Below are 19,017 nucleotides of genomic sequence, written 5' to 3'. Positions count from 1 at the left end.
TTCCCTCCCTTGGATCAGGGCTGAACCGGAGGCGTGGACCCGGAGTCTCGTTCAAGGTTGGCGACGATTTTGGTGATGGCGTCATGAAGTGCTGCCTTTAGTTGGGCGCTTCGTTCTTCCGGGGTGACGGTTCGGATCATGCGGGTCCAGCGTCCATCGGAAAACCCCGTTTCCGTATCAGACCAGATCTGGTGTCCATTGTGCAAGTCGATCAGTTCGGCTTGTACTCTGACTGGCCGGTAAACTTCATTCAGGGCCCAGAAACCGGAATAGGCCTCAATACTTTCTTCAATGGTTTCATCCACCAGATAAATCCCGGCGATGGCGCGGGTGGCGGGACGGACATAGGCCAGGGCCGCGATGCCGAGGGTGGAGACAACTTCAAAAACGATCACGCCTTTCTTCCAGGCGGTGGGGGTCTGACCATAATCCGTAATCCCGAATCTCAGCAAGGCATCGGCTCCTGGAGAAGACTGTTGGAGTTGGGTCAGAAGTGCGGGATCCAGCGTGTTTCCCTGTCCGGTGATGGGGCGTGTTTCCAGGACCGGGGGCAATACCAGAGGAACAGGATCGACGCGCAGAGCAGGCAGAGGCGACAAATTTTCGGTCATGTCCTGCATGGCGCGCATTTTTGCGCGGTCTATGATCTGATGGACCTTGGCCTGGGTGTCGGGGGTATCCTTGGCTGAGTCGGGAATAGCCCAACTGCGCACCGACGCCGGGTCCACGGTGGAGACTTCGGCCAATTTGAGGTTGAGCGGTTTGTCTCGAGGGGAAAGGACGAAGTCCTGTGTATGGGCACATCCCCCCAGAGCCAGAGCCAGAACGAGGACTGCGCAGAGCGTTCGGTTTGGAGCGGGCAGTGTGGTGTCGATATTCCTTCCATAGGGAATGGCGGAACTTGTCGCGTACCGGATCATGAGAACCTTTGTGGAAGAAGGATAGAGGGTGAAGGTTTGGACTTTCATGCTCGGGGCATTATACTGTACGTCGATATTAATTTTTTCTGCCCGGTTTTCAAACTAGAAAAACCGGGTGTCTTTTGTCATCAGCGCCGTTTGCGCTCATCGTTTACCCTCTCCTGGAAATACAGACTGTTGTCGATGGTAATGTCCTTTGAGAGATCGTCAGGAGCCAATATCCATGATGGGACACACCCAGTGGCTGTTTTTTATGCGTATCGCTCTTTCCTTTCTTCTGGCTTCCCTGGCCGGAGAGGGGGTCTGTCGTCTGGTCAAAATGCCACGAATCACGGGATATGCACTGGCAGGTCTTCTGCTGGGTCCCTTGGGTCTGGACTGGGTGGATGGAGAGGACCTGCCTGACTTCAGATTTCTGGTGGAGTTGACCTTGACCCTGCTGCTTTTCGAGTTGGGCGTGCGGGTGAGTTTGCGTTGGCTGAAATATAATCCCTGGGTCATTGCATCCAGTCTTCTGGAATCAGGGGCGACTTTTGTTGCGGTGTTCGCAGTCCTCATGATGATGGGATTGGAGGTGAAAAGCGCCTTGTCCATCGCGGTCATTGCCATGGGGACTTCGCCGGTCATCGTCCTGCGGATGGTGACCGAGATGCGCGCCCAAGGGCAAGTCACCCAGCGTCTGCTGGTATTGTGCGGCCTGAACACGGTTTATTCGGTGGTGTGTTTTTACCTGATCATGGGCTGGTTTCAAGGCACGTTTCATGGTCAATGGTTCATGGCCCTCTTCCATTCGTTTTATCTTCTTGTGGGTTCCCTGGGGATGGGGTTGGTCTTGGCTCTGTCTTTCAAGTTGTTGCGCAGGATGTTCGAGTTGTCGGACGAGCAAAGTGCGCCTGTGCTGTTCGGACTTCTTCTCCTGTTGCAGGCTTTGCTCGTTGCGCTCGAGTTACCTGTTTTTCTGGCTCCGTTACTGGGGGGGGTACTGGCCAAGCATTTCGACCCACGGCCTCATCTTTGGCCCCGTCACTTTGGAACGGCGGGGAGCATCTTGACAATCATCCTGTTCATGATGACGGGTTCCTTGTTGACCCGGAACGAGTTTATGGTTGGGGCGGAAACCGCCATGATCGTCCTGTTGGTCAGGTTTCTTGCAAAAGGGCTGGGGGTGTTGTTGCTGGGACCGATCAGTGGATTGAATCTGCGTCAATCGCTGGTACTGGGGGTCGTCCTCATCCCCATGGCTGAAATCCCACTGGTGGAATTGATGGATATGCGGACCCTGTACCCTCAGATGGGAGTCAAGATTCTTCCGATCGTTTTCAGCATGATGAACGTGCTTGAAGTCCTGGGGCCCATGGCAGTTCAATGGGGCTTGATTCGCTCGCAGGAATTCCAGGAAAAATCGTCATGAAACTTCCCCCCTTTTCTTCTTCCCGTCCCCTGACCTTGGGCGTGGAACTGGAATTGCAACTGGTTAATACCTACGATTATGACCTTGTGGATTCCACCACCGATCTGTTGCGTCTCCTGAAAAAAAAGGGCAAGGATTGGGACGTCAAGCCGGAAATCACTCAGGGGATGGTGGAAATGGCCACGGGGATCTGTGTCTCCCATGCCGATGTTTTCGAGCAACTCGACGAGATTCGTCAGGGCATCGTGGAATGTGCGGATCGTCTTGATATCGGGGTTTGTGGCGGGGGAACCCACGCATTCCAGCATTGGAGCGAACGCCGTATTTATGATACGCCCCGCTTTGACCAATTATCCTCACTCTATGGGTACCTGGCCAAGCAGTTTACGATTTTTGGGCAGCACGTTCATGTGGGATGCGACAATGCAGACGAGGCGTTGACTCTTCTTCATCTGCTTTCGGGATTCATCCCGCATTTTATTGCCTTGAGCGCGTCTTCCCCCTTTGTTCAGGGCAATGATACGGGTTTTCATTCGGCACGCCTGAATTCCGTTTTTTCGTTTCCCCTGAGTGGACGTGCCCCTTTGATTGAAACCTGGGATTCCTTTGGAGAATACTTTGATTCCATGATGGCAACCGGGATTGTCAAAAGCATGAAGGATTTTTACTGGGATATTCGACCCAAACCCGAATATGGGACGATCGAGGTGCGCGTCATGGATACCCCATTGACCATAGAAAAGGCGGCCCGGATTGCGGCATTCATCCAGTCGCTGACCCGTTATCTGACCCTCGAGCGCCCCTATTCCCCAAGAGAAACAGATTATCTGGTTTATACCTTCAACCGTTTCCAGGCCTGTCGGTTTGGGTATGAAGGGGTTTACGTCAACCCCCGGAACCATGAACATCGTTCCTTGTCCGAGGAAATCCTGGATACCTTGAACAAAATCGAACCCCACGCCATCGCCCTCAAGGCGGATGAAGCCTGTGCCGCCCTGCGTCGAGAAGTATTGACCGCCAGTGGCGATGCGGGTTGGTTGCGTCAACAGCATGCAAAGACGCAGTCTCTGGCCGAAGTGGTGCAGAAGCAATGTGCACGTTGGCGGGCTTGAGGATCCGGTTCGTTTGCCAGAATCACGGTGATATGTTGACACTTGATTGAAGGACAGAGGGAAAATGCATTTTCTGAAGAGATTTGATGCCGAAACGACCAGGGTTTCTGCCCCGGCGGTTCCGAAAAAACCCAGGATTGGACTGGTGCTGGGCGGTGGCGCGGCCCGGGGTTGGGCCCATGTGGGGGTGATCAAAGCGTTGGAAGATGCGGGTATTCATCCTGATCTGGTCTGTGGAACCTCCATTGGAGCCTTGGTCGGTGCGGTGTATGCGGCAGGCGAACTGGACAGGTTCAAACAATGGTTGGTTGACATGAACCTGAGGAATATCTTTTCATTGCTGGATGTCAGTTTGAAGGGAGGAATGATCAAAGGAGAAAAACTGATCGAGTATTTTCGAACTCACTTCGTGGATCGCCCCATAGACCAATTGGCTCTGCCTTATGGGGCGGTGGCGACGTGTCTGCACTCGGGAATGGAGGTCTGGTTGCGCGAAGGCTCGGCCATAGAAGCCATGAGAGCCTCCATTGCTTTTCCTGCACTGTTTCCTCCGGTATGGCGAGACGAAAAGTTTTTGGTGGATGGGGGGTTGGTCAATCCTGTCCCGGTGTCTCTGGCCAGAGCAATGGGTGCTGAATTTGTCATTGCGGTGGATTTGAACACGGACCTTCTTCAACCCTGGATGCGTCCCGAAATGACGAAACCCTCCTTGCGTGAAATTCTAAGCAATAGTATCAATATCATGCAATTACGTATTTCGCGCGGACGGTTGGCGGGGGATCCGGCGGATGTTCTCATTACCCCTAAGGTGGGTCATGTGGGGTTTTTTGATTTCCATCGCGGGGTAGAGGCTATTGAAGTGGGATACAAAAGCGTTGCCAGTGTGTTGCCGGCGTTGCAGATGATCCGTTGAAGGTTTGAGAACCAAATATCAGCGTGACGTCGTGGTGGGGTAGGTGATTCTGAGTACCGACGGGCCTTTTTTATTCCACAGAGGGAACCAGGCGCGATGGGTGTCGGAATCGACGGCCACACTGTGGGCATTGGGCCCTAGCCAGGCCGTTCCCAAGGGGGTGACGGTTCTTCCGTGGATTTGAAACAAGGATACTTCACCAGATTCTCCGGCAACGTAGAGCCAGTTCAAACCGGAATCGTAGGCCAGGACATCGGGATCACGGGCGACGGGGAAAGTGGCGATCGTCCTGTGATTTTCAAGGTCGAAGACGATCAGGGTGTTGTCGTCCGAACAGGCCACAAAAGCCAGTTGGTGGACGGAATCGACCCATAGTCCATGGTTTCCATGGGCCTTGGGAAGGGGATGGCGCGCCAGAACCTGATGGCTCCTGGGGTCGATTTCTGCCAGTTGCCCCAAGGTTTGAAGGTTGACGAACACATGACCGGATGCCGAATCATACTGGCTATTTCCAATCTGACCTTGCAGCGGGATGGTGGCCCTCCGTGTGTTGGAGAGGACATCGATCACCGTATCTGTTCCGCCATGTTCGTCAGAAACGAAAAGTTCATGTTCCCCTGGCACATAGGTCAGGCCGTCCGGATGGTTCCCCACGGGGATGCGAGCGATGATTTGGTGGGACACGCTGTCGATGGCCACCACCTCATCGGTGCCAGTGGCGGAGGCATAGAGTCGGTGAAGTTCTGGAATGTACAGAACTCCATGCACTTGACTGACTTGAGGAATGGTGGCGATGACTCGCAATTCCCGGGTATCAAACACAACCACCGTATCATCCCCTAAATGAGCGAGGAAAAGTTGGTGAGAATCAGGATCGAAGGTGACATAATCCCAGCGCGTTGAGTGACCGGGTAACGGGATATCCCGCAGGGTACTCAGCGGCCAGGCGGGGATTTCCGAGGCCTGGGCGGAGAAGGGGGCCCACAAAAGAAGCAGGCAAAACCAGAGTTGAGCAGAACCGGGGATATCTTTGATCATGGTCTTTGTTCGCTTTTCTGGACTTGCTTGTGCATGGCGGGTGGCGAGACGCTCCGAGAGCCTTGCCGTGCTCAACATTAATCCCCATAATTCCCACTTGAATACTGCGAGGGTATCAGAATGACCCGATGCGCGGCAAGCCCTGCCGGTACTGCCCGTGCCCATAAAGACCATCATGTCGGGGGGGCGTCAACTTGAATAAGAGGTTACCTTGATGCTTTCAACCATTACCCCGCAGGATTTTTCTGGGGCTTTCTCAAGCACTTGTTTGGAACGCGGGCGAGCATATTCTCGCAACGGTAAAGTGATTACGCTGGAAATCCCGAAGGACGGCAGTTTGATTTCTGCGGTTGTTGGTGGTTCTGGCGGCAACCGCTACCGTGTCTATATTCGTTTTCAGGCACAGCCGGGTGGCGGAACGCGGATCGAGGGTGAATGCAGTTGTCCAGTGGGATATAATTGCAAGCATGTGGTTGCGGCACTGCTCAGTGCACGAGCGTTGTCGTTATCACCCGCACCCACGAACGCTGCTCAGACGGATTTTGCCGAAAAAAAATCTGATGAGCCGGCACTGCCCCACGAAATCACCACTTGGCTGAAAGAAATCGAACTGGCAACCCGACCGACGATCGATAGGGATATCTTGTCCGATGATGTGCCACAACGTCTGCTCTATGTTCTCAGGAATTCCCGCAGCACGCCACCACAATTAGAGGTACATTTTTTTACCACCAAGTTGCTCAAGGCCGGCGGTTTTGGCAAGGCATCACCTCATCACAGCGTTCTCAATAACCAGAATCCGCCGCCGCGCTATTTCACGGGACGTGATAAGGAAATTATCGCCAGCATGAATATGCTGCGCACGAGTGGTTATTCACAGATGGGATTGAGAGGGGAGATGGGTGCCAAGGTGGCAACAGAAATGATTGCCACGGGCAGGTGCTATTGGGATACCACAGATTCCGAGCCCCTTTCCATGAGCGAAAAACGCACGGCGCAGCCGATGTGGGTGATGGATGAACTTGGCAACCAGCGGCTGACTTTTGAAATGTCTTTGCCAGCGCGCGTATTACCGTTTTCTCCTCCCTGGTATCTGGATGAGAACGCAAGGGTCTGCGGCGAACTGGATACCGGTATTCCCGACAAAATCGCTCATGCGCTTGCTGACGCGCCAGTCATACCGGCCAATCTGGCAGGACGTCTCGGAATGGAGTTGGCGCATAGGCTGCCTTCGACCAGGGCGCCATTGCTGCAAATATTGCAGAAGCGGGAAATCAGTGATCTTCTTCCGGTTCCCTGCCTGCATTTGTCCAGCATTGACCTGCCCGTGCCGTTCTATTACGATCGATACGTCAGAAGCAACCCAACCAGCCCGGAAATCATCGAGTTGGCGCAAGTTGAATTCGATTATGACGGTATTCGCATCAGTGGAGCGTCCACGGACAAGATAATCACGCGTTGTATTGGTTCGGAATTGCTTCATATCGTCCGCAATACTGATGTCGAACAGCGTTTTCTCGATGATTTTGTCGATGTGGGATTCGTTCCGTCCCAGTTATACGATCAGCATTTGGGCAAAAAATACCCGGATGGCTTTGTCCTTGATGACGAGGATGAAGGTTGGATCGATTTTTGTCTCTATGATCTGCCTGAGTTGCGGGCCACAGGCTGGCGTGTGGACATGGACGCAAATTTCCGCTTTAATTTTGCCAAAGTGGAAGACTGGACCGTCACTGTGGAGGAGGGCGGTGGCAACGATTGGTTTGGTCTGGAATTGGGGATACAGGTGGATGGCCATGCAGTGAATCTGCTGCCTGTTCTGCTGAACATGATTCGCCAGTTCCCGGAGCAGTTGACTGTCGAGGCACTGGCAAAGATGGCGGATGGGAATCAGGACATTATCGGTCATCTGCCCGATGGTCGATTGCTATTGTTACCCTCCTCCCGTGTGCGTGGCATTCTTTCCGTACTGGTCGAACTTTACGACAAAGATGCAAATCCGGAGCGCTTCGAGTTGTCACTCGTTCAGGCCGCGCGTTTGGCAGAATTGGACGATGCTGCTACCGGCCTGCGCTGGATGGGTGGGGAACGGCTGCGAGCGTTGGGGAAAAAGTTGCGCGAATTCGAGGGTATCCAGCCGGTCGCTCCCCCCCTCGGCCTGAAAGCCGAGTTACGCGGCTATCAGCAGGAAGGCCTCAACTGGCTACAATTTTTGCGCGCATACGATTTGGCCGGAATCCTCGCCGACGACATGGGTTTGGGCAAGACTGTGCAGGCATTGGCGCATATACTGCTGGAAAAGGAATCTGATCGACTGAATCGGCCCTGCCTGGTGGTGGCGCCCACCAGTTTGATGTTCAACTGGCAGCGGGAGGCGGAGCGCTTTGCGCCGATGTTGCGCGTGCTGGTGTTGCAGGGTTTGTCGCGCAAGCAGCATTTCGAGTCCATTGGCGATTACGATCTGGTGCTTACCACCTACCCTTTGCTGCTGCGCGACAAGGATGTACTGACAGAACAGGAATTTTATTATCTGATCCTTGATGAGGCGCATATCATCAAGAACCCCAAGTCGCAGGCCACCCGCATTGTTCATCAGATCAAGGCGCGCCATCGACTTGCGCTCACCGGCACCCCACTGGAAAACCATCTGGGCGAATTATGGACGCTGTTTCATTTCCTGCTGCCCGGATTGCTTGGCGACGACAAAAGTTTTCGCAAACTGTTTCGTACGCCCATTGAAAAACAGGGTAATAACGAACGGCGCAGTCTTCTGGTACGGCGTATCGCGCCATTTCTGTTGCGCCGAACAAAAGCACAAGTGGTCAGAGAATTGCCTCCGAAAACGGAGATTGTGCGTTATTGCCAACTAGACGGCACCCAGCGGGATCTTTATGAAGCCATTCGGATAGCCATGCACGAAAAAGTGCGACAGGAAATCGACAAGAAAGGCGTGAACCGCAGCCAGATCGTGATCCTGGATGCGTTGCTCAAATTGCGTCAGGTATGCTGCGATCCTCGACTTCTCAAATTGCCCACAGCGAAACGGGTGGATCAGTCAGCCAAGTTGGAATTATTGATGAGCCTGCTTCCGGATATGCTGGGAGAAGGGCGACGCATCCTGCTGTTTTCCCAATTCACCTCCATGCTGACGTTGATCGAGTTGGAACTGGCCAGGCACGGTCTGGTTTATGTCAAACTCACGGGTGATACCATTGACCGTGCTACGCCCGTAAATCGTTTCCAGGACGGCGAGGTGTCACTGTTCCTGATCAGTCTCAAGGCGGGTGGCGTGGGACTGAACCTTACCGCTGCCGACACCGTCATTCACTACGACCCATGGTGGAACCCCGCAGCCGAAAATCAGGCTACCGATCGAGCCCATCGCATCGGCCAGGAAAACCCGGTGTTCGTTTATAAACTGATTACCGAAGGCACGGTGGAAGAGAAGATCATCAGCATGCAGGGAAGGAAAAGAGATCTCGCACAAGGCGTACTGGAAGACGGTGGGGAAGTCAGCGCGCCAATGACTGCGGAGGACTTGACGATGTTGTTCGAACCCCTAGGATAAATCAGGGATAGTGAAGAGCGAGTGGATTCATTGAAAATAATGGAAGATTTCCGGAAAATTTGTTTTGAAGTCGACCGGCTCCTGCTGGAGCAAGGTATTTACTCCCCAGTCGAGTTGTTGCTTGCCGAGGGGCGGCTGTCCTATCCTGACTATGAAGCCTGGCGCTATGGTCGAGTCATTGCGCTGGAGGAGGTGCTGGCAGGCAATCCTGTGCGTATACGTGCATTGTTGACTGAGGCTGGTCGCTACGCCGTGAAGTTGGGTTTGCACGCGGACCGGCGCGAATTTCTTTCCTGGGAGGGGAAGGCTGGGCAAGCGTTACGATTTTCCAGCGATACGGAGTTTGAAGAGTTGTGCTGCGTTCATTATCGGCGCGGTGGTAACGAGGTTCAACTCGACCTGTTCATGGACAACTCCGGCAATGTGCTGGTCAACGGCATTGTCGATGCGCTGTCGTCGCGCCGCGTGGAAGAGGCGATCCGGCTAACGGACAGGTTGCTGGAAACGGATCCATCCCATCCGCGTTTGGGCATGCTGGAAGTTCTGTGCAATGCTGCTCAAAGACAGTTCGAGCCAGTGGACGATTATTTTTCTGAAATCGAATATCTTGAAGGATACCTGGTGCCGCTGGCAACAGGAGCGCTTGGTGTCGGTGCGAGAGACTTTCTGGCGCCGTTCTGGCGGAGGATGGCGGATGCCTTGCGTGGGCGTCCGTTTGTGGCAGAGACGCCATTGCTGCATGCCAGTTACCCGCTCGCTCGTGCCCAGGACTGGGCCGGAGTGAAGGAATCGGTGCTTGAAGATTCGGTGTGGCAGATTGATCCGGTATTGCGTCTGCGATTGGCGGAAGCCTTGTTTTACCTTGGCAACCGCCCGGCAGCGCTGGCCGCTTGGTGCAGGATGTGCTGGGATTTTCCTGTCCAGATGGAACAGGCGCTGGCAAGCGGGACATTGCCCGACAAGGAATTGCGGCCAGACTGGGAACGTTATCGTAACCTTGAAGCGGAATCTGAACTGAGTACGCCGTTCTTCCCCGTCTGGCTGCTGTTGGAGAGGACGGAAACCTGCAATGCCTTAACTGCGGAAGAAGTTTCACAGGCGCATACTGCAGGTCGAGCTTATGCCGCTCTGCACACTTTGCTGGTAGGCGGTGGAGCGCTTTCGGAACGGACAATGGCTTTGCGCCAGAAACTCAAGCAAGCCCATCCCGGACTTTTCGCCATGTACCTGCGGAGGGTTTAGATTTGTCACTGCCCGAATGGCCGGGCAATGAAGACCCTGTCGCCGTGAAGGTGATTGAGGGATATCGTGGTACTTGATGGTGCCCGGGGCCGGACTCGAACCGGCACACTGTCGCCAGCGTCAGATTTTGAGTCTGATGCGTCTACCAATTTCGCCACCCGGGCAGTAGCCGTGCATTATAATGCGCTCCATGGATTTCTGCACGAGTGATTTCGATTATATTCTTCCACCTCACCTGATCGCCCAAACGCCGACGGCGGTGCGGCGTGCCAGCCGGCTGCTTCATCTATCCGCGCGTGGGTTACGGGATCAGTGGTTTGCTCAACTTCCCGAGTTGCTGCGGGCGGGTGATCTTCTGGTTTTTAACGATACGCGCGTGATCAAGGCGCGGGTATTCGGCCAGAAAGCCAGCGGCGGGCGGATCGAGGCCTTGGTGGAAAGGGTTGTGTCGGCCTCTGAAGCCTGGGTGCAGATTCGTGCCAGTCATGCGCCCCGTGCGGGAGGTTTGATCCGTTTTGCCGATGGCCGGGCATGGAAAGTCCTGGAAAAAGTTGAAGACCTTTACCGGGTTGCGTTGATGGATGGGGAGACCGGGCCGGACTTCCATGCCTGGCTGGAACAGGTGGGGTCCTTGCCGTTGCCTCCTTACATTGATCATGCGGCGGGTGTGGTGGATGCAGAGCGCTATCAGACCGTTTATGCCCGGAATCCCGGTGCGGTGGCGGCTCCCACGGCGGGGTTGCATTTCGATGAAGCGATGCTGGAGACGGTGCGCGCTGGCGGTGTTGAAACAGCCTCCCTGACCTTGCATGTGGGGGCCGGAACCTTTCAACCCGTGCGCGTGGAGCGTCTGGCGGATCATCACATGCATGCGGAATGGTTCAACCTCCCTGCGGAAACGGTGGAGGCCATCCGGCGTACATGGGCGCGAGGTGGGCGGGTGGTGGCGGTGGGGACCACCAGTTTGCGGGCACTGGAATCCGCCGCAGCCAAGGGGGAATTATGCGCAGGGTCTCAGGAAACCCGCTTGTTCATTACCCCAGGGTATCGTTTTCAGGTGGTGGATTGCCTCCTGACCAATTTTCATTTGCCCCGTTCAACCCTGCTCATGCTGGTTAGTGCTTTTGCCGGGATGGAAGCGGTGCGGCAGGCCTATGCCCATGCCGTTGCACAGGCGTATCGGTTTTTTAGTTATGGGGATGCCATGTTGTTGGAAAGAGAAAAAGATGAAGTTTGAGGTATTGGCTCAGGATGGCAAGGCGCGTCGGGCTCGCTTGAGTTTGCCCCATGGCGTGGTGGAAACGCCCGTATTCATGCCGGTGGGAACCTATGGGGCGGTCAAGGGCATAACCCCCGATGAGTTGACGGCCCTGGGGGCACAGATCATTCTGGGGAATACGTTTCACTTGTGGTTGCGCCCCGGACTAGAAGTATTTCGGGCGCAGGGAGGATTGCATGGATTCATGAACTGGCAAGCTCCGATCCTGACCGATTCGGGGGGGTTTCAGGTTTTCAGTTTGGGGGCATTGCGCAAGATTTCGGAAGAGGGGGTCATCTTTCGTTCCCCCCTCAATGGTGATCGTCTGTTCCTGACCCCGGAAATCTCCATGGAAATTCAACGCGTCCTGAATTCGGACATCGTCATGGCCTTTGATGAGTGCACGCCTTATCCGGCCACAGAGCCAGAAGCCCGCAATTCCATGGAATTATCCCTGCGCTGGGCGGATCGTTCCCTGCGCGGTCACGAAGGAAATCCCAATGCCCTGTTCGGGATCATCCAGGGCGGAATGTACGAATCCTTGCGTGAAATCTCGGCGCAAGAAATGGTGGCACTGGATTTCCCGGGGTATGCCATCGGCGGTTTGTCGGTGGGAGAACCTCCCGCTGACCGGGCGCGTATTCTGGCCCATACACCGACCCTGTTGCCAGCCCATAAGCCACGTTACCTGATGGGGATGGGTACGCCGGAGGATATCGTGAACGCGGTGTCTGCGGGAATCGACATGATGGATTGCGTCATGCCCACGCGCAATGCGCGCAACGGCTGGCTGTTTACCCGTTTCGGGAACGTCAAGATTCGTAATGCCGGGTACAAGAATGATGGCCGGCCGCTGGATCCCACTTGCCTCTGCTATACCTGCCAACACTTTTCGCGCAGTTATCTGCACCATCTCCAGCAGGCAAAAGAAATGCTGGGGGCACGTCTGAATACGTTGCATAACCTGCATTACTATCAGACTTTGATGAGCGAATTACGCACGGCCATCGAAACCGGCACCCTCACCAAATTCACCCAACAATTTCAGGCCGACCGTGCACATGGAGTGAAGTGATCCTATCGTGTTAGAATCGTGAAGTTTTTTTGGAGAGACACATGCTGATCGAAAATGCTTTTGCTAACGTATTCGGTGGTGGAGCCGCCACCCCTGATATGGGAATCAACCTGTTCTTTATCGCGTTCATGTTTCTGGCGCTTTATTTCATGATCATCCGCCCCCAGTTGAAGCGTCAGAAAGAACAGAAGGCCTTGCTGGAGTCCCTGAGCAAGGGGGATGAGGTGGTGGTGGGGGGGATTATCGGCAAGATTGTTGAAATCGATGCCAATTTTGTTCGCCTCGAAGTGGCCAAGGGTACCGTGATACAGGTTCAGCGCTCTGCCGTCAGCAATTTGCTGCCCAAGGGAAGTCTCAAATAAACCGGCCCCAGAGGTCGCACCAGGAATTTTGATGAATCGTTTTCCGCTCTGGAAGAATCTGCTGATCTTTTGTGTGATCGCTCTGGGCGCACTTTATACGCTGCCCAATTTTTTCGGTCAATCTCCCGCTGTCCAGATCTCCTCCTTGGGCACCACTCCACCTGTGGGTCCGGAAGTACAAAATCAGGTGGAACAGGCCCTGAAGGTGGCTCAGTTGGCCGAGACCCGTGCTTCCCTCGATGGGGTCGGGTTGCGGGTACGCTTTGCCGATACGGATACCCAATTGAAAGCGCGCGACATCATCGACCATGTGCTGAACCCCGAGGGACAGCCTCAGCACTATGTGGTGGCGCTCAATCTGGTGCCCAATTCTCCGTCCTGGTTGTCGGAGATTGGCGCGTTACCCATGTATCTGGGCCTAGATCTGTCGGGGGGGGTGCATTTTCTGCTCCAGGTGGATCAACAGGCCGCGCTGACCAAGCGATTAGAAGGGGATGGAGCGGAAGTTCGGTCCGAGTTGCAGGACAAACAGATTTACTACGACGGGTTGAGCCGGGATGGGGAACGGTTGGTACTGCATTTTCATGATGGAGCATCCCTGTCTTCTGCCCAGCAGGTTCTGGAAAGCATCCATCATGATATGAATCTGAAGGCCGAAGGGGGGGATCTGGTGTTGTCCTTGAAGCCGGAAACCCGTGCGGCCATCCAGGATCAGGCGGTAAAACAGAACATTCTGGCTTTGCGTAATCGGGTCAACGAGTTAGGCGCCAAGGAACCGATCATTCAGCAGCAGGGTGCGGACCGCATCATCGTGCAACTTCCTGGCGTGCAGGATACGGCCAAGGCCAAGGACATCATCGGTCGAACGGCCTCTCTGGAAATCCATCTGGTGGATGAAGATCATCCCAACCCCATTTCGGTAACCCAGATGCCACCCCCTGGCGATTTTCTGGTGCTGGATCGGCAGGGAATTCCGGTGTTCGTGCGCAAAGCGGTGGTGTTGAGCGGGGATGTCATTACCGATGCCGGTGCGGGCTTTGATTCCCAAAGTAATCGTCCCACTGTGAATATCAGCATGGATGCCAAGGGCGCGCGCATCATTCGTCAGGTCTCTCGGGACAATCTCAAAAAACGCATGGCCATCCTGCTTCTGGAAAAGAGCAAGACCGAAGCCATCAGCGTGGCTACCATACAGGATGAACTGGGGGCACGTTTTCAGATTACCGGTTTGCAAAGTTCCAAAGAGGCCAATGATCTGGCGCTATTGCTGCGCGCAGGGGCCTTGGCGGCACCCATGGATTTTCTGGAAGAGCGGACCGTGGGGCCCAGTCTGGGGGCGGAAAACATTGCCCGGGGTTTCCATTCCACATGGATCGGATTTGCCGCCATTGCAGTCTTCATGGTGGTTTATTATGCCCTGTTCGGTACCATATCGGTGGTGGCCCTGGCAGTCAATGTTCTTTTGCTGGTGGGGTTGTTATCCTTGCTGCAGGCCACCCTCACCTTGCCAGGCATGGCAGCGATTGCGTTGACCGTGGGGATGGCCATTGATGCCAACGTTCTGATCAACGAGCGCATTCGGGAAGAATTGCGCAATGGAAATTCGCCAGGGGCAGCCATTCATGCGGGTTATGACCGGGCCTTTGGGACTATTCTGGATTCGAATGTAACCACGGGGATCGCCGGTCTGGCGCTGTTTGCTTTCGGGTCCGGGCCGGTTAAAGGGTTTGCCGTGGTGTTGGTGCTTGGGATACTGACCTCCATGTTCAGTTCCGTATTGGTTTCGCGCGCTTTGATCAACCTGATCTACGGACGCCGCCGCAAGATCGATCACCTTTCCATCGGCATGTGACCTGAGGACGCTATGGAATTTTTTCGGATGAAACGTGACATTCCCTTCATGAGTTGGGGAAAATACACCACCACGGTGTCGCTCATCACCTTTTTATTGGCGGTGTTTTTTTTGTACAGCAAGGGCCTGAATTTTTCAGTGGATTTCACTGGCGGCACCGTCATGGAAGTCCATACGGCGGGTCAGGCCGATTTGACGGGGATGCGTCTGAGCCTGAAGCAGTTGGGGTTGCACGATGCGAATGTGCAGAACTTTGGAAGTTCCCATGATGTGTTGATTCGTTTGCCACTGCGTCATGGAGTCAGCAGTGGCGCCCTTTCGGAAAAGGTGCGTCAGGCATTGCGGCAACAGGATGCCTCTTTGCAGGTGCGCCGGGTGGAATTTGTCGGGCCTCAGGTCGGCGATGAGTTGGTCAAGGATGGCTCTGCCGCTCTATTGTTCGTCTCTCTGGGCATCGTCATCTACCTTTCTCTGCGTTTCAAATGGAGACCGGCGGTGGCCACCCTCATGGCTAATCTGCATGATGTGGTGATCATTCTGGGATTTTTTGCTTTTTTTCAGTGGGAGTTTTCTCTTTCTGTTCTGGCGGCGGTATTGGCCATTCTGGGGTATTCGGTGAATGAATCCGTGGTGGTGTTCGACCGGGTAAGAGAGAACTTTCGCAAGATGCGCGGGGCGTCGGTTTCCCAGGTCATCGACAATGCCATCACGCGGACCATGAGTCGGACCATTATTACCCATGGATGCACTCAGTTGATGGTGACTTCCATGCTCTTTTTTGGGGGAGAAGCCCTGCATTATTTTGCTTTGGCATTGACCATCGGAATTCTTTTCGGGATCTACTCCTCTGTATTGGTGGCCAGTCCCATTGCCATGGCACTGGGCATGACCCGTGCTGATTTTCTGGTGAGCGACAGAAAAACCAACACACTTCCGGATACCCCATAATTTCGTGGATATCCTTCATTTTTTGGCGCATCTGGATGACCATCTGGTAGCACTGAGTCAGCAGTATGGGTATGCCGCCGATTTGATTCTGTTTCTGATCATATTGAGTGAGACGGGGCTGGTGATTGCGCCCTTGCTGCCAGGAGATTCACTGCTGTTTGTGGCAGGGGCCGTGGCTACTGGAAATGCCTTGACTCCCGGCCCGTTCAATCTTCCTCTGTTGTGGGTGGTGTTGTCAGCGGGCGCTTTTTTGGGCAATCAACTGAATTTTCAGATCGGGCGCTGGATTGGGCCCAAGGTCTTTCACTGGGAACGTTCCGTACTTTTCAATCCCAGGCACTTGGCTGAAGCCCATGCTTTTTACGAGCATCATGGCGGAAAAACCATCGTCATGGCCCGCTTCATCCCCATCGTGCGTACCTACGCGCCTTTCGTGGCAGGGGTAGGGGATATGGCCCATGGGCGTTTTGCTTTTTTCAATGCCATCGGTGCCATTACCTGGGTGGGGTCCTTGTTGCTGGCGGGCCATTGGTTCGGGAATGTTCCCTTTGTCAAAGGGCACCTCACAGAAATGATTCTGGGCATCGTGGCTCTGACTTTGCTTCCCATTGGAGTGGCGACCCTGCGCCATACTCTGCGCCGTTCCCGCTAAGGATTGGGCAGTGTTTCCTTGAATGATTTTCGTTGCCCCAATTTGTTCGCCAGCGCGTTCAGGTTGGGGTATTGCTGACGCCAGAGCCATTCGGGAAAACGGAAATCCAGCCAGAACAAAAGGCTTCCGGCGGCCAAATCGGACAGATTGAGGGCCTCGGCGGTACACCAGGAGCGGGTGCCCAACTCCTTGGACATCTGGGCAAGTCCCCGTTCCATCTTGCCCCGTTGTCTTTCCATCCAGGCGGGACTTTGTTCCGTTTCCGGACGACGTTTTTCCAGGACGATGGCAACCCCGGCATCCAGGATTCCATCGGCCATGGCTTCCCAGCGCTTGACCACCGCACGTTCGCGCGGGTTGTCCGGGATCAGGTGCCCCACCGGGCTGATGGCGTCGAGATATTCCGTGATGACTTGGGAATCGAACAGGGTCAGACCGTCATCCAGCACCAGGGCGGGAATTTTGCCCAGGGGGTTATGCTTTTCGATCAAAGGGGCATCCCCTGTCATGGCATCGCCCACCAGTTCAAAATCGATATGTTTTTCAATCAAGACGATGCGCACTTTGCGGACAAAGGGGCTGGTGACGGAACCCAGAAGTTTCATGACAAATGATCCTGTAATGGAAGAGTTGAGGAATTATACACGGTAGTCCTTTCCCCGCCGCCTTGATGACCTCTATGAAACTCAATACCCTCGGCCCAGGAGCTTCTCCGATTTCACATGGCCTTGTTGCTGCTTGCATCCACTACGTTATACGGCATAGTGGCCTACACAAAACTCCGAAAAGAGCAATAATGCTAATGCTCCGGATTTTGCATAAGTCAAGTAAGCCCCCTCACCAACACAGGTGACCTGTATGGAAGCCATCACCCATCTGTTAAATCAGCAATTTGTGACCGCCCCGCTCAAGCCGCGTCCGCTGGATTGTCACAAAGGCATGTTAGGCAGCGTCGGCATTATCGGCGGCGCTGCGACCATGACTGGCGCTGCCCTGCTGGCCGGGCGCGCAGCACTGAAATGTGGGGCGGGACGGGTATATATCACCCTGTTGATTGATGATGCGCCCAACCTGGATCTGCAACAACCCGAACTCATGCTACGCTCGCCAACACAACTGTTTGAACTCAAGCAACTCTCCATCTTGGTCATTGGCCCTGGCCTCGGACAAACCGGCGCTGCCCTACACTGCCTGCAACAGGCGCTGGCCAGCCATACGCCACTGGTACTGGATGCTGACGCACTGAATTTGATCGCTGCTCACAGCGCACTGGCGGAGTCTTTGCAACACAGAACTGCTGCCAGCATTTTGACCCCGCACCCAGCCGAAGCCGCCAGGTTACTGGGTTGCAACACTGATGTCGTGCAGCAAGACAGAGTCAGCGCAGCACTGGCACTGGCGCAACGCTTTCGTAGCATCGTGGTGCTCAAAGGTGCCGGCAGTATTTGCGCACTACCGGAACTCAACTGGTTTATCAATCCCACTGGCAATCCCGGTTTAAGCAGCGCCGGGATGGGAGACGTGCTGTCAGGCATGATCGCCGCTTTGATCGCGCAACAACTCAGCCCGCAACAGGCGACATTGCTGGCCGTCTATCTGCATGGCGCAGCCGCAGACAAGTTGGTGCAACAGGGAATCGGGCCGATAGGGTTGACGGCGTCAGAAGTAATTGATGAGTCGCGGCAGGTATTAAATGGCTGGATTTATGGGGCTGGGGTGGGTCAAAATTAATGGTAAAAGTGGGCCAAATCTGTTGGCCATTGACAACTACCCCCAGGGTGCTTATAAAGGCGAAAAGAGTGGTATTTGTTGTGTCAAGGGTCAGCCCGCTTGGAGTTATGATAGGCGCTTCAGAGTGTTTGAAAAATAGGGCAGTTCAATGAATAATGCTTCATCCTTCAGATTTCTGGATTTATTCTCCGGGATTGGAGGTTTCCCCTGCCAACCCTTTTCCAAATCAGGGGAGCAACAAGGAATTAAAGATAAAACCCGAGGAACCTTGTTTTTCGATATCCTCCAGATCATTGAAGCCAAACGTCCTTCCTATCTCTTTTTGGAAAATGTTCGGAATCTGGCGGGTCCCCGTCATGCTGATACTTGGCGGACGGTTGTTTCTTCACTGCGGGACTTGGGTTATGTGGTGGCTTCAGATCCCCTCATCTTCAGTCCCCACCTGTTACCCCCGGAATTGGGAGGGGCGCCGCAGGTGAGAGAGCGTGTCTTTGTTCTGGGGGTCCGAAAAGATAAGGAAAAAGGACAAATCGATAATCTGGTCCGGTTTAATCTGGAAATGCAGGGGAAGAAGTTATGGAACCCGGATCTATGGCAGATCGCGGAGTATCTTGAGGACGATGAATGCATTGACAAGATTGAAGATTTTGAAATAAGCCGGAACGAGGAAATGTATTTGGACGCATGGAACTATTTCGTAGAAACCATTGAACAGGATCTGTTGCCTGGTTTTCCAATTTGGGCGTTTGCGTTTCAGCCAGAGCCACAATTGACTGCGGTGATGGCCTCTTGGGAAGTGGATTTCCGGATCAACCCCACACCGCGAGAATCCCCTCGCTTTAGCCATGGGGAGGAAAGCGGGAAGTTGGTTTTGACTTAGATTTGTCTTGCATTATATATCTAGCATCTGTATAATTAGTACATGAGCGATTACA

Annotated in this window: 16 protein-coding genes and 1 tRNA gene; 13 read left to right on the top strand and 4 right to left on the bottom strand. The window is 54.3% G+C overall.

What is annotated here, in order from left to right; all coding sequences use genetic code 11:
• Window positions 1-14: 14 nt before the first annotated feature.
• Window positions 15-968, bottom strand: a complete 954-nt coding sequence (locus IV91_RS17835) for a hypothetical protein (protein ID WP_031596418.1) — start codon at window positions 966-968, stop codon at window positions 15-17.
• A gap of 175 nt (window positions 969-1,143) precedes the next feature.
• On the opposite strand from IV91_RS17835, the gene IV91_RS0104650 reads away from it, so the two are divergent.
• The 3 genes from IV91_RS0104650 to IV91_RS0104640 all read left to right on the top strand — a co-directional run bounded on the left by IV91_RS0104650 (window position 1,144) and on the right by IV91_RS0104640 (window position 4,356).
• A complete protein-coding gene (locus IV91_RS0104650) occupies window positions 1,144-2,331 on the top strand; it encodes a cation:proton antiporter (protein WP_051862086.1) in 1,188 nt (395 codons plus the stop codon).
• The gene (locus IV91_RS0104645) at window positions 2,328-3,443 is read left to right on the top strand and encodes a YbdK family carboxylate-amine ligase (RefSeq protein WP_031596416.1); all 1,116 of its coding nucleotides are present in this window, start codon (window positions 2,328-2,330) and stop codon (window positions 3,441-3,443) included. The genes IV91_RS0104650 and IV91_RS0104645 overlap by 4 nt, the downstream gene beginning before the upstream one ends.
• Before the next feature lie 64 nt (window positions 3,444-3,507).
• A complete protein-coding gene (locus tag IV91_RS0104640; protein WP_051862084.1) occupies window positions 3,508-4,356 on the top strand; it encodes a patatin-like phospholipase family protein in 849 nt (282 codons plus the stop codon).
• Window positions 4,357-4,374: 18 nt separating this feature from the next.
• Here IV91_RS0104640 and IV91_RS0104635 read toward each other — a convergent pair whose 3' ends face one another.
• Complete coding sequence (locus IV91_RS0104635) at window positions 4,375-5,394, bottom strand: YncE family protein (RefSeq protein ID WP_051862088.1); 1,020 nt, start codon at window positions 5,392-5,394, stop codon at window positions 4,375-4,377.
• Window positions 5,395-5,731: 337 nt separating this feature from the next.
• Here IV91_RS0104635 and IV91_RS0104630 point away from each other — a divergent pair, with 337 nt between their 5' ends.
• Both IV91_RS0104630 and IV91_RS16675 read left to right on the top strand, forming a co-directional pair.
• Window positions 5,732-8,962, top strand: coding sequence for a DEAD/DEAH box helicase (locus IV91_RS0104630; protein WP_160171522.1), 3,231 nt, complete (start codon window positions 5,732-5,734; stop codon window positions 8,960-8,962).
• 39 nt (window positions 8,963-9,001) lie between these two features.
• Window positions 9,002-10,204 carry a hypothetical protein gene (locus IV91_RS16675; protein WP_051862078.1) on the top strand — a complete coding sequence of 401 codons (1,203 nt, stop codon included), beginning with the start codon at window positions 9,002-9,004 and terminating at the stop codon, window positions 10,202-10,204.
• Window positions 10,205-10,281: 77 nt separating this feature from the next.
• On the opposite strand, the gene IV91_RS0104620 is transcribed toward IV91_RS16675, so the two are convergent.
• A tRNA-Leu gene (locus IV91_RS0104620) sits at window positions 10,282-10,368 on the bottom strand.
• A gap of 26 nt (window positions 10,369-10,394) precedes the next feature.
• Between IV91_RS0104620 and queA the strand changes: the two genes are divergently transcribed.
• The 6 genes from queA to IV91_RS0104590 are packed head-to-tail and all read left to right on the top strand — an operon-like array spanning window position 10,395 to window position 16,351.
• On the top strand, window positions 10,395-11,441 hold the full coding sequence (gene queA / locus IV91_RS0104615) for a tRNA preQ1(34) S-adenosylmethionine ribosyltransferase-isomerase QueA (protein WP_031596411.1): 1,047 nt from the start codon (window positions 10,395-10,397) through the stop codon (window positions 11,439-11,441).
• Window positions 11,431-12,537, top strand: coding sequence for a tRNA guanosine(34) transglycosylase Tgt (tgt, locus tag IV91_RS0104610; protein ID WP_031596410.1), 1,107 nt, complete (start codon window positions 11,431-11,433; stop codon window positions 12,535-12,537). Before queA ends, tgt begins: the two co-directional genes overlap by 11 nt.
• Before the next feature lie 41 nt (window positions 12,538-12,578).
• Entirely contained in the window at window positions 12,579-12,899 is a 321-nt protein-coding gene (gene yajC, locus IV91_RS0104605) for a preprotein translocase subunit YajC (RefSeq protein ID WP_031596409.1), read from the top strand.
• Between the two features lie 31 nt (window positions 12,900-12,930).
• Window positions 12,931-14,751 (top strand): protein translocase subunit SecD, encoded by a 1,821-nt coding sequence (gene secD, locus IV91_RS0104600; protein ID WP_031596408.1) that lies wholly within the window; start codon window positions 12,931-12,933, stop codon window positions 14,749-14,751.
• 12 nt (window positions 14,752-14,763) lie between these two features.
• Window positions 14,764-15,699: a protein translocase subunit SecF gene (secF, locus tag IV91_RS0104595; protein WP_031596407.1), complete on the top strand. Its 936-nt coding sequence runs from the start codon at window positions 14,764-14,766 to the stop codon at window positions 15,697-15,699.
• A gap of 4 nt (window positions 15,700-15,703) precedes the next feature.
• A complete protein-coding gene (locus tag IV91_RS0104590; RefSeq protein ID WP_031596406.1) occupies window positions 15,704-16,351 on the top strand; it encodes a VTT domain-containing protein in 648 nt (215 codons plus the stop codon).
• Here the strand turns inward: IV91_RS0104590 and IV91_RS0104585 are convergent.
• Window positions 16,348-16,956, bottom strand: coding sequence for a glutathione S-transferase N-terminal domain-containing protein (locus IV91_RS0104585; protein ID WP_031596405.1), 609 nt, complete (start codon window positions 16,954-16,956; stop codon window positions 16,348-16,350). The genes IV91_RS0104590 and IV91_RS0104585 overlap by 4 nt on opposite strands.
• A gap of 253 nt (window positions 16,957-17,209) precedes the next feature.
• On the opposite strand from IV91_RS0104585, the gene IV91_RS0104580 reads away from it, so the two are divergent.
• Together IV91_RS0104580 and dcm are read left to right on the top strand one after the other, a co-directional pair.
• Complete coding sequence (locus IV91_RS0104580) at window positions 17,210-18,082, top strand: NAD(P)H-hydrate dehydratase (RefSeq protein ID WP_051862076.1); 873 nt, start codon at window positions 17,210-17,212, stop codon at window positions 18,080-18,082.
• Window positions 18,083-18,230: 148 nt separating this feature from the next.
• On the top strand, window positions 18,231-18,962 hold the full coding sequence (gene dcm / locus IV91_RS0104575; RefSeq protein WP_051862075.1) for a DNA (cytosine-5-)-methyltransferase: 732 nt from the start codon (window positions 18,231-18,233) through the stop codon (window positions 18,960-18,962).
• Window positions 18,963-19,017 lie beyond the last annotated feature (55 nt).

The sequence above is a fragment of the Ferrovum myxofaciens genome, from assembly GCF_000735045.1.
In the GTDB taxonomy this organism is placed as follows: Bacteria; Pseudomonadota; Gammaproteobacteria; order Burkholderiales; family Ferrovaceae; genus Ferrovum; species Ferrovum myxofaciens.
The sequence above is the reverse complement of the archived record's forward strand: the minus strand, read 5'-3'. Positions and strand labels throughout refer to the sequence as shown.

Bases quoted from the DNA above. Each gene is read 5' to 3' on its own strand.
- yajC (WP_031596409.1), top strand. From the start codon at position 12,579: ATGCTGATCGAAAATGCTTTTGCTAACGTATTCGGTGGTGGAGCCGCC.
- tgt (WP_031596410.1), top strand. From the start codon at position 11,431: ATGAAGTTTGAGGTATTGGCTCAGGATGGCAAGGCGCGTCGGGCTCGC.
- IV91_RS0104585 (WP_031596405.1), bottom strand. From the start codon at position 16,956: ATGAAACTTCTGGGTTCCGTCACCAGCCCCTTTGTCCGCAAAGTGCGC.
- IV91_RS17835 (WP_031596418.1), bottom strand. From the start codon at position 968: ATGAAAGTCCAAACCTTCACCCTCTATCCTTCTTCCACAAAGGTTCTC.
- IV91_RS0104640 (WP_051862084.1), top strand. From the start codon at position 3,508: ATGCATTTTCTGAAGAGATTTGATGCCGAAACGACCAGGGTTTCTGCC.
- queA (WP_031596411.1), top strand. From the start codon at position 10,395: ATGGATTTCTGCACGAGTGATTTCGATTATATTCTTCCACCTCACCTG.
- IV91_RS0104580 (WP_051862076.1), top strand. From the start codon at position 17,210: ATGGAAGCCATCACCCATCTGTTAAATCAGCAATTTGTGACCGCCCCG.
- IV91_RS0104635 (WP_051862088.1), bottom strand. From the start codon at position 5,394: ATGATCAAAGATATCCCCGGTTCTGCTCAACTCTGGTTTTGCCTGCTT.
- dcm (WP_051862075.1), top strand. From the start codon at position 18,231: ATGAATAATGCTTCATCCTTCAGATTTCTGGATTTATTCTCCGGGATT.
- IV91_RS16675 (WP_051862078.1), top strand. From the start codon at position 9,002: ATGGAAGATTTCCGGAAAATTTGTTTTGAAGTCGACCGGCTCCTGCTG.
- secD (WP_031596408.1), top strand. From the start codon at position 12,931: ATGAATCGTTTTCCGCTCTGGAAGAATCTGCTGATCTTTTGTGTGATC.
- IV91_RS0104645 (WP_031596416.1), top strand. From the start codon at position 2,328: ATGAAACTTCCCCCCTTTTCTTCTTCCCGTCCCCTGACCTTGGGCGTG.
- IV91_RS0104650 (WP_051862086.1), top strand. From the start codon at position 1,144: ATGATGGGACACACCCAGTGGCTGTTTTTTATGCGTATCGCTCTTTCC.
- secF (WP_031596407.1), top strand. From the start codon at position 14,764: ATGGAATTTTTTCGGATGAAACGTGACATTCCCTTCATGAGTTGGGGA.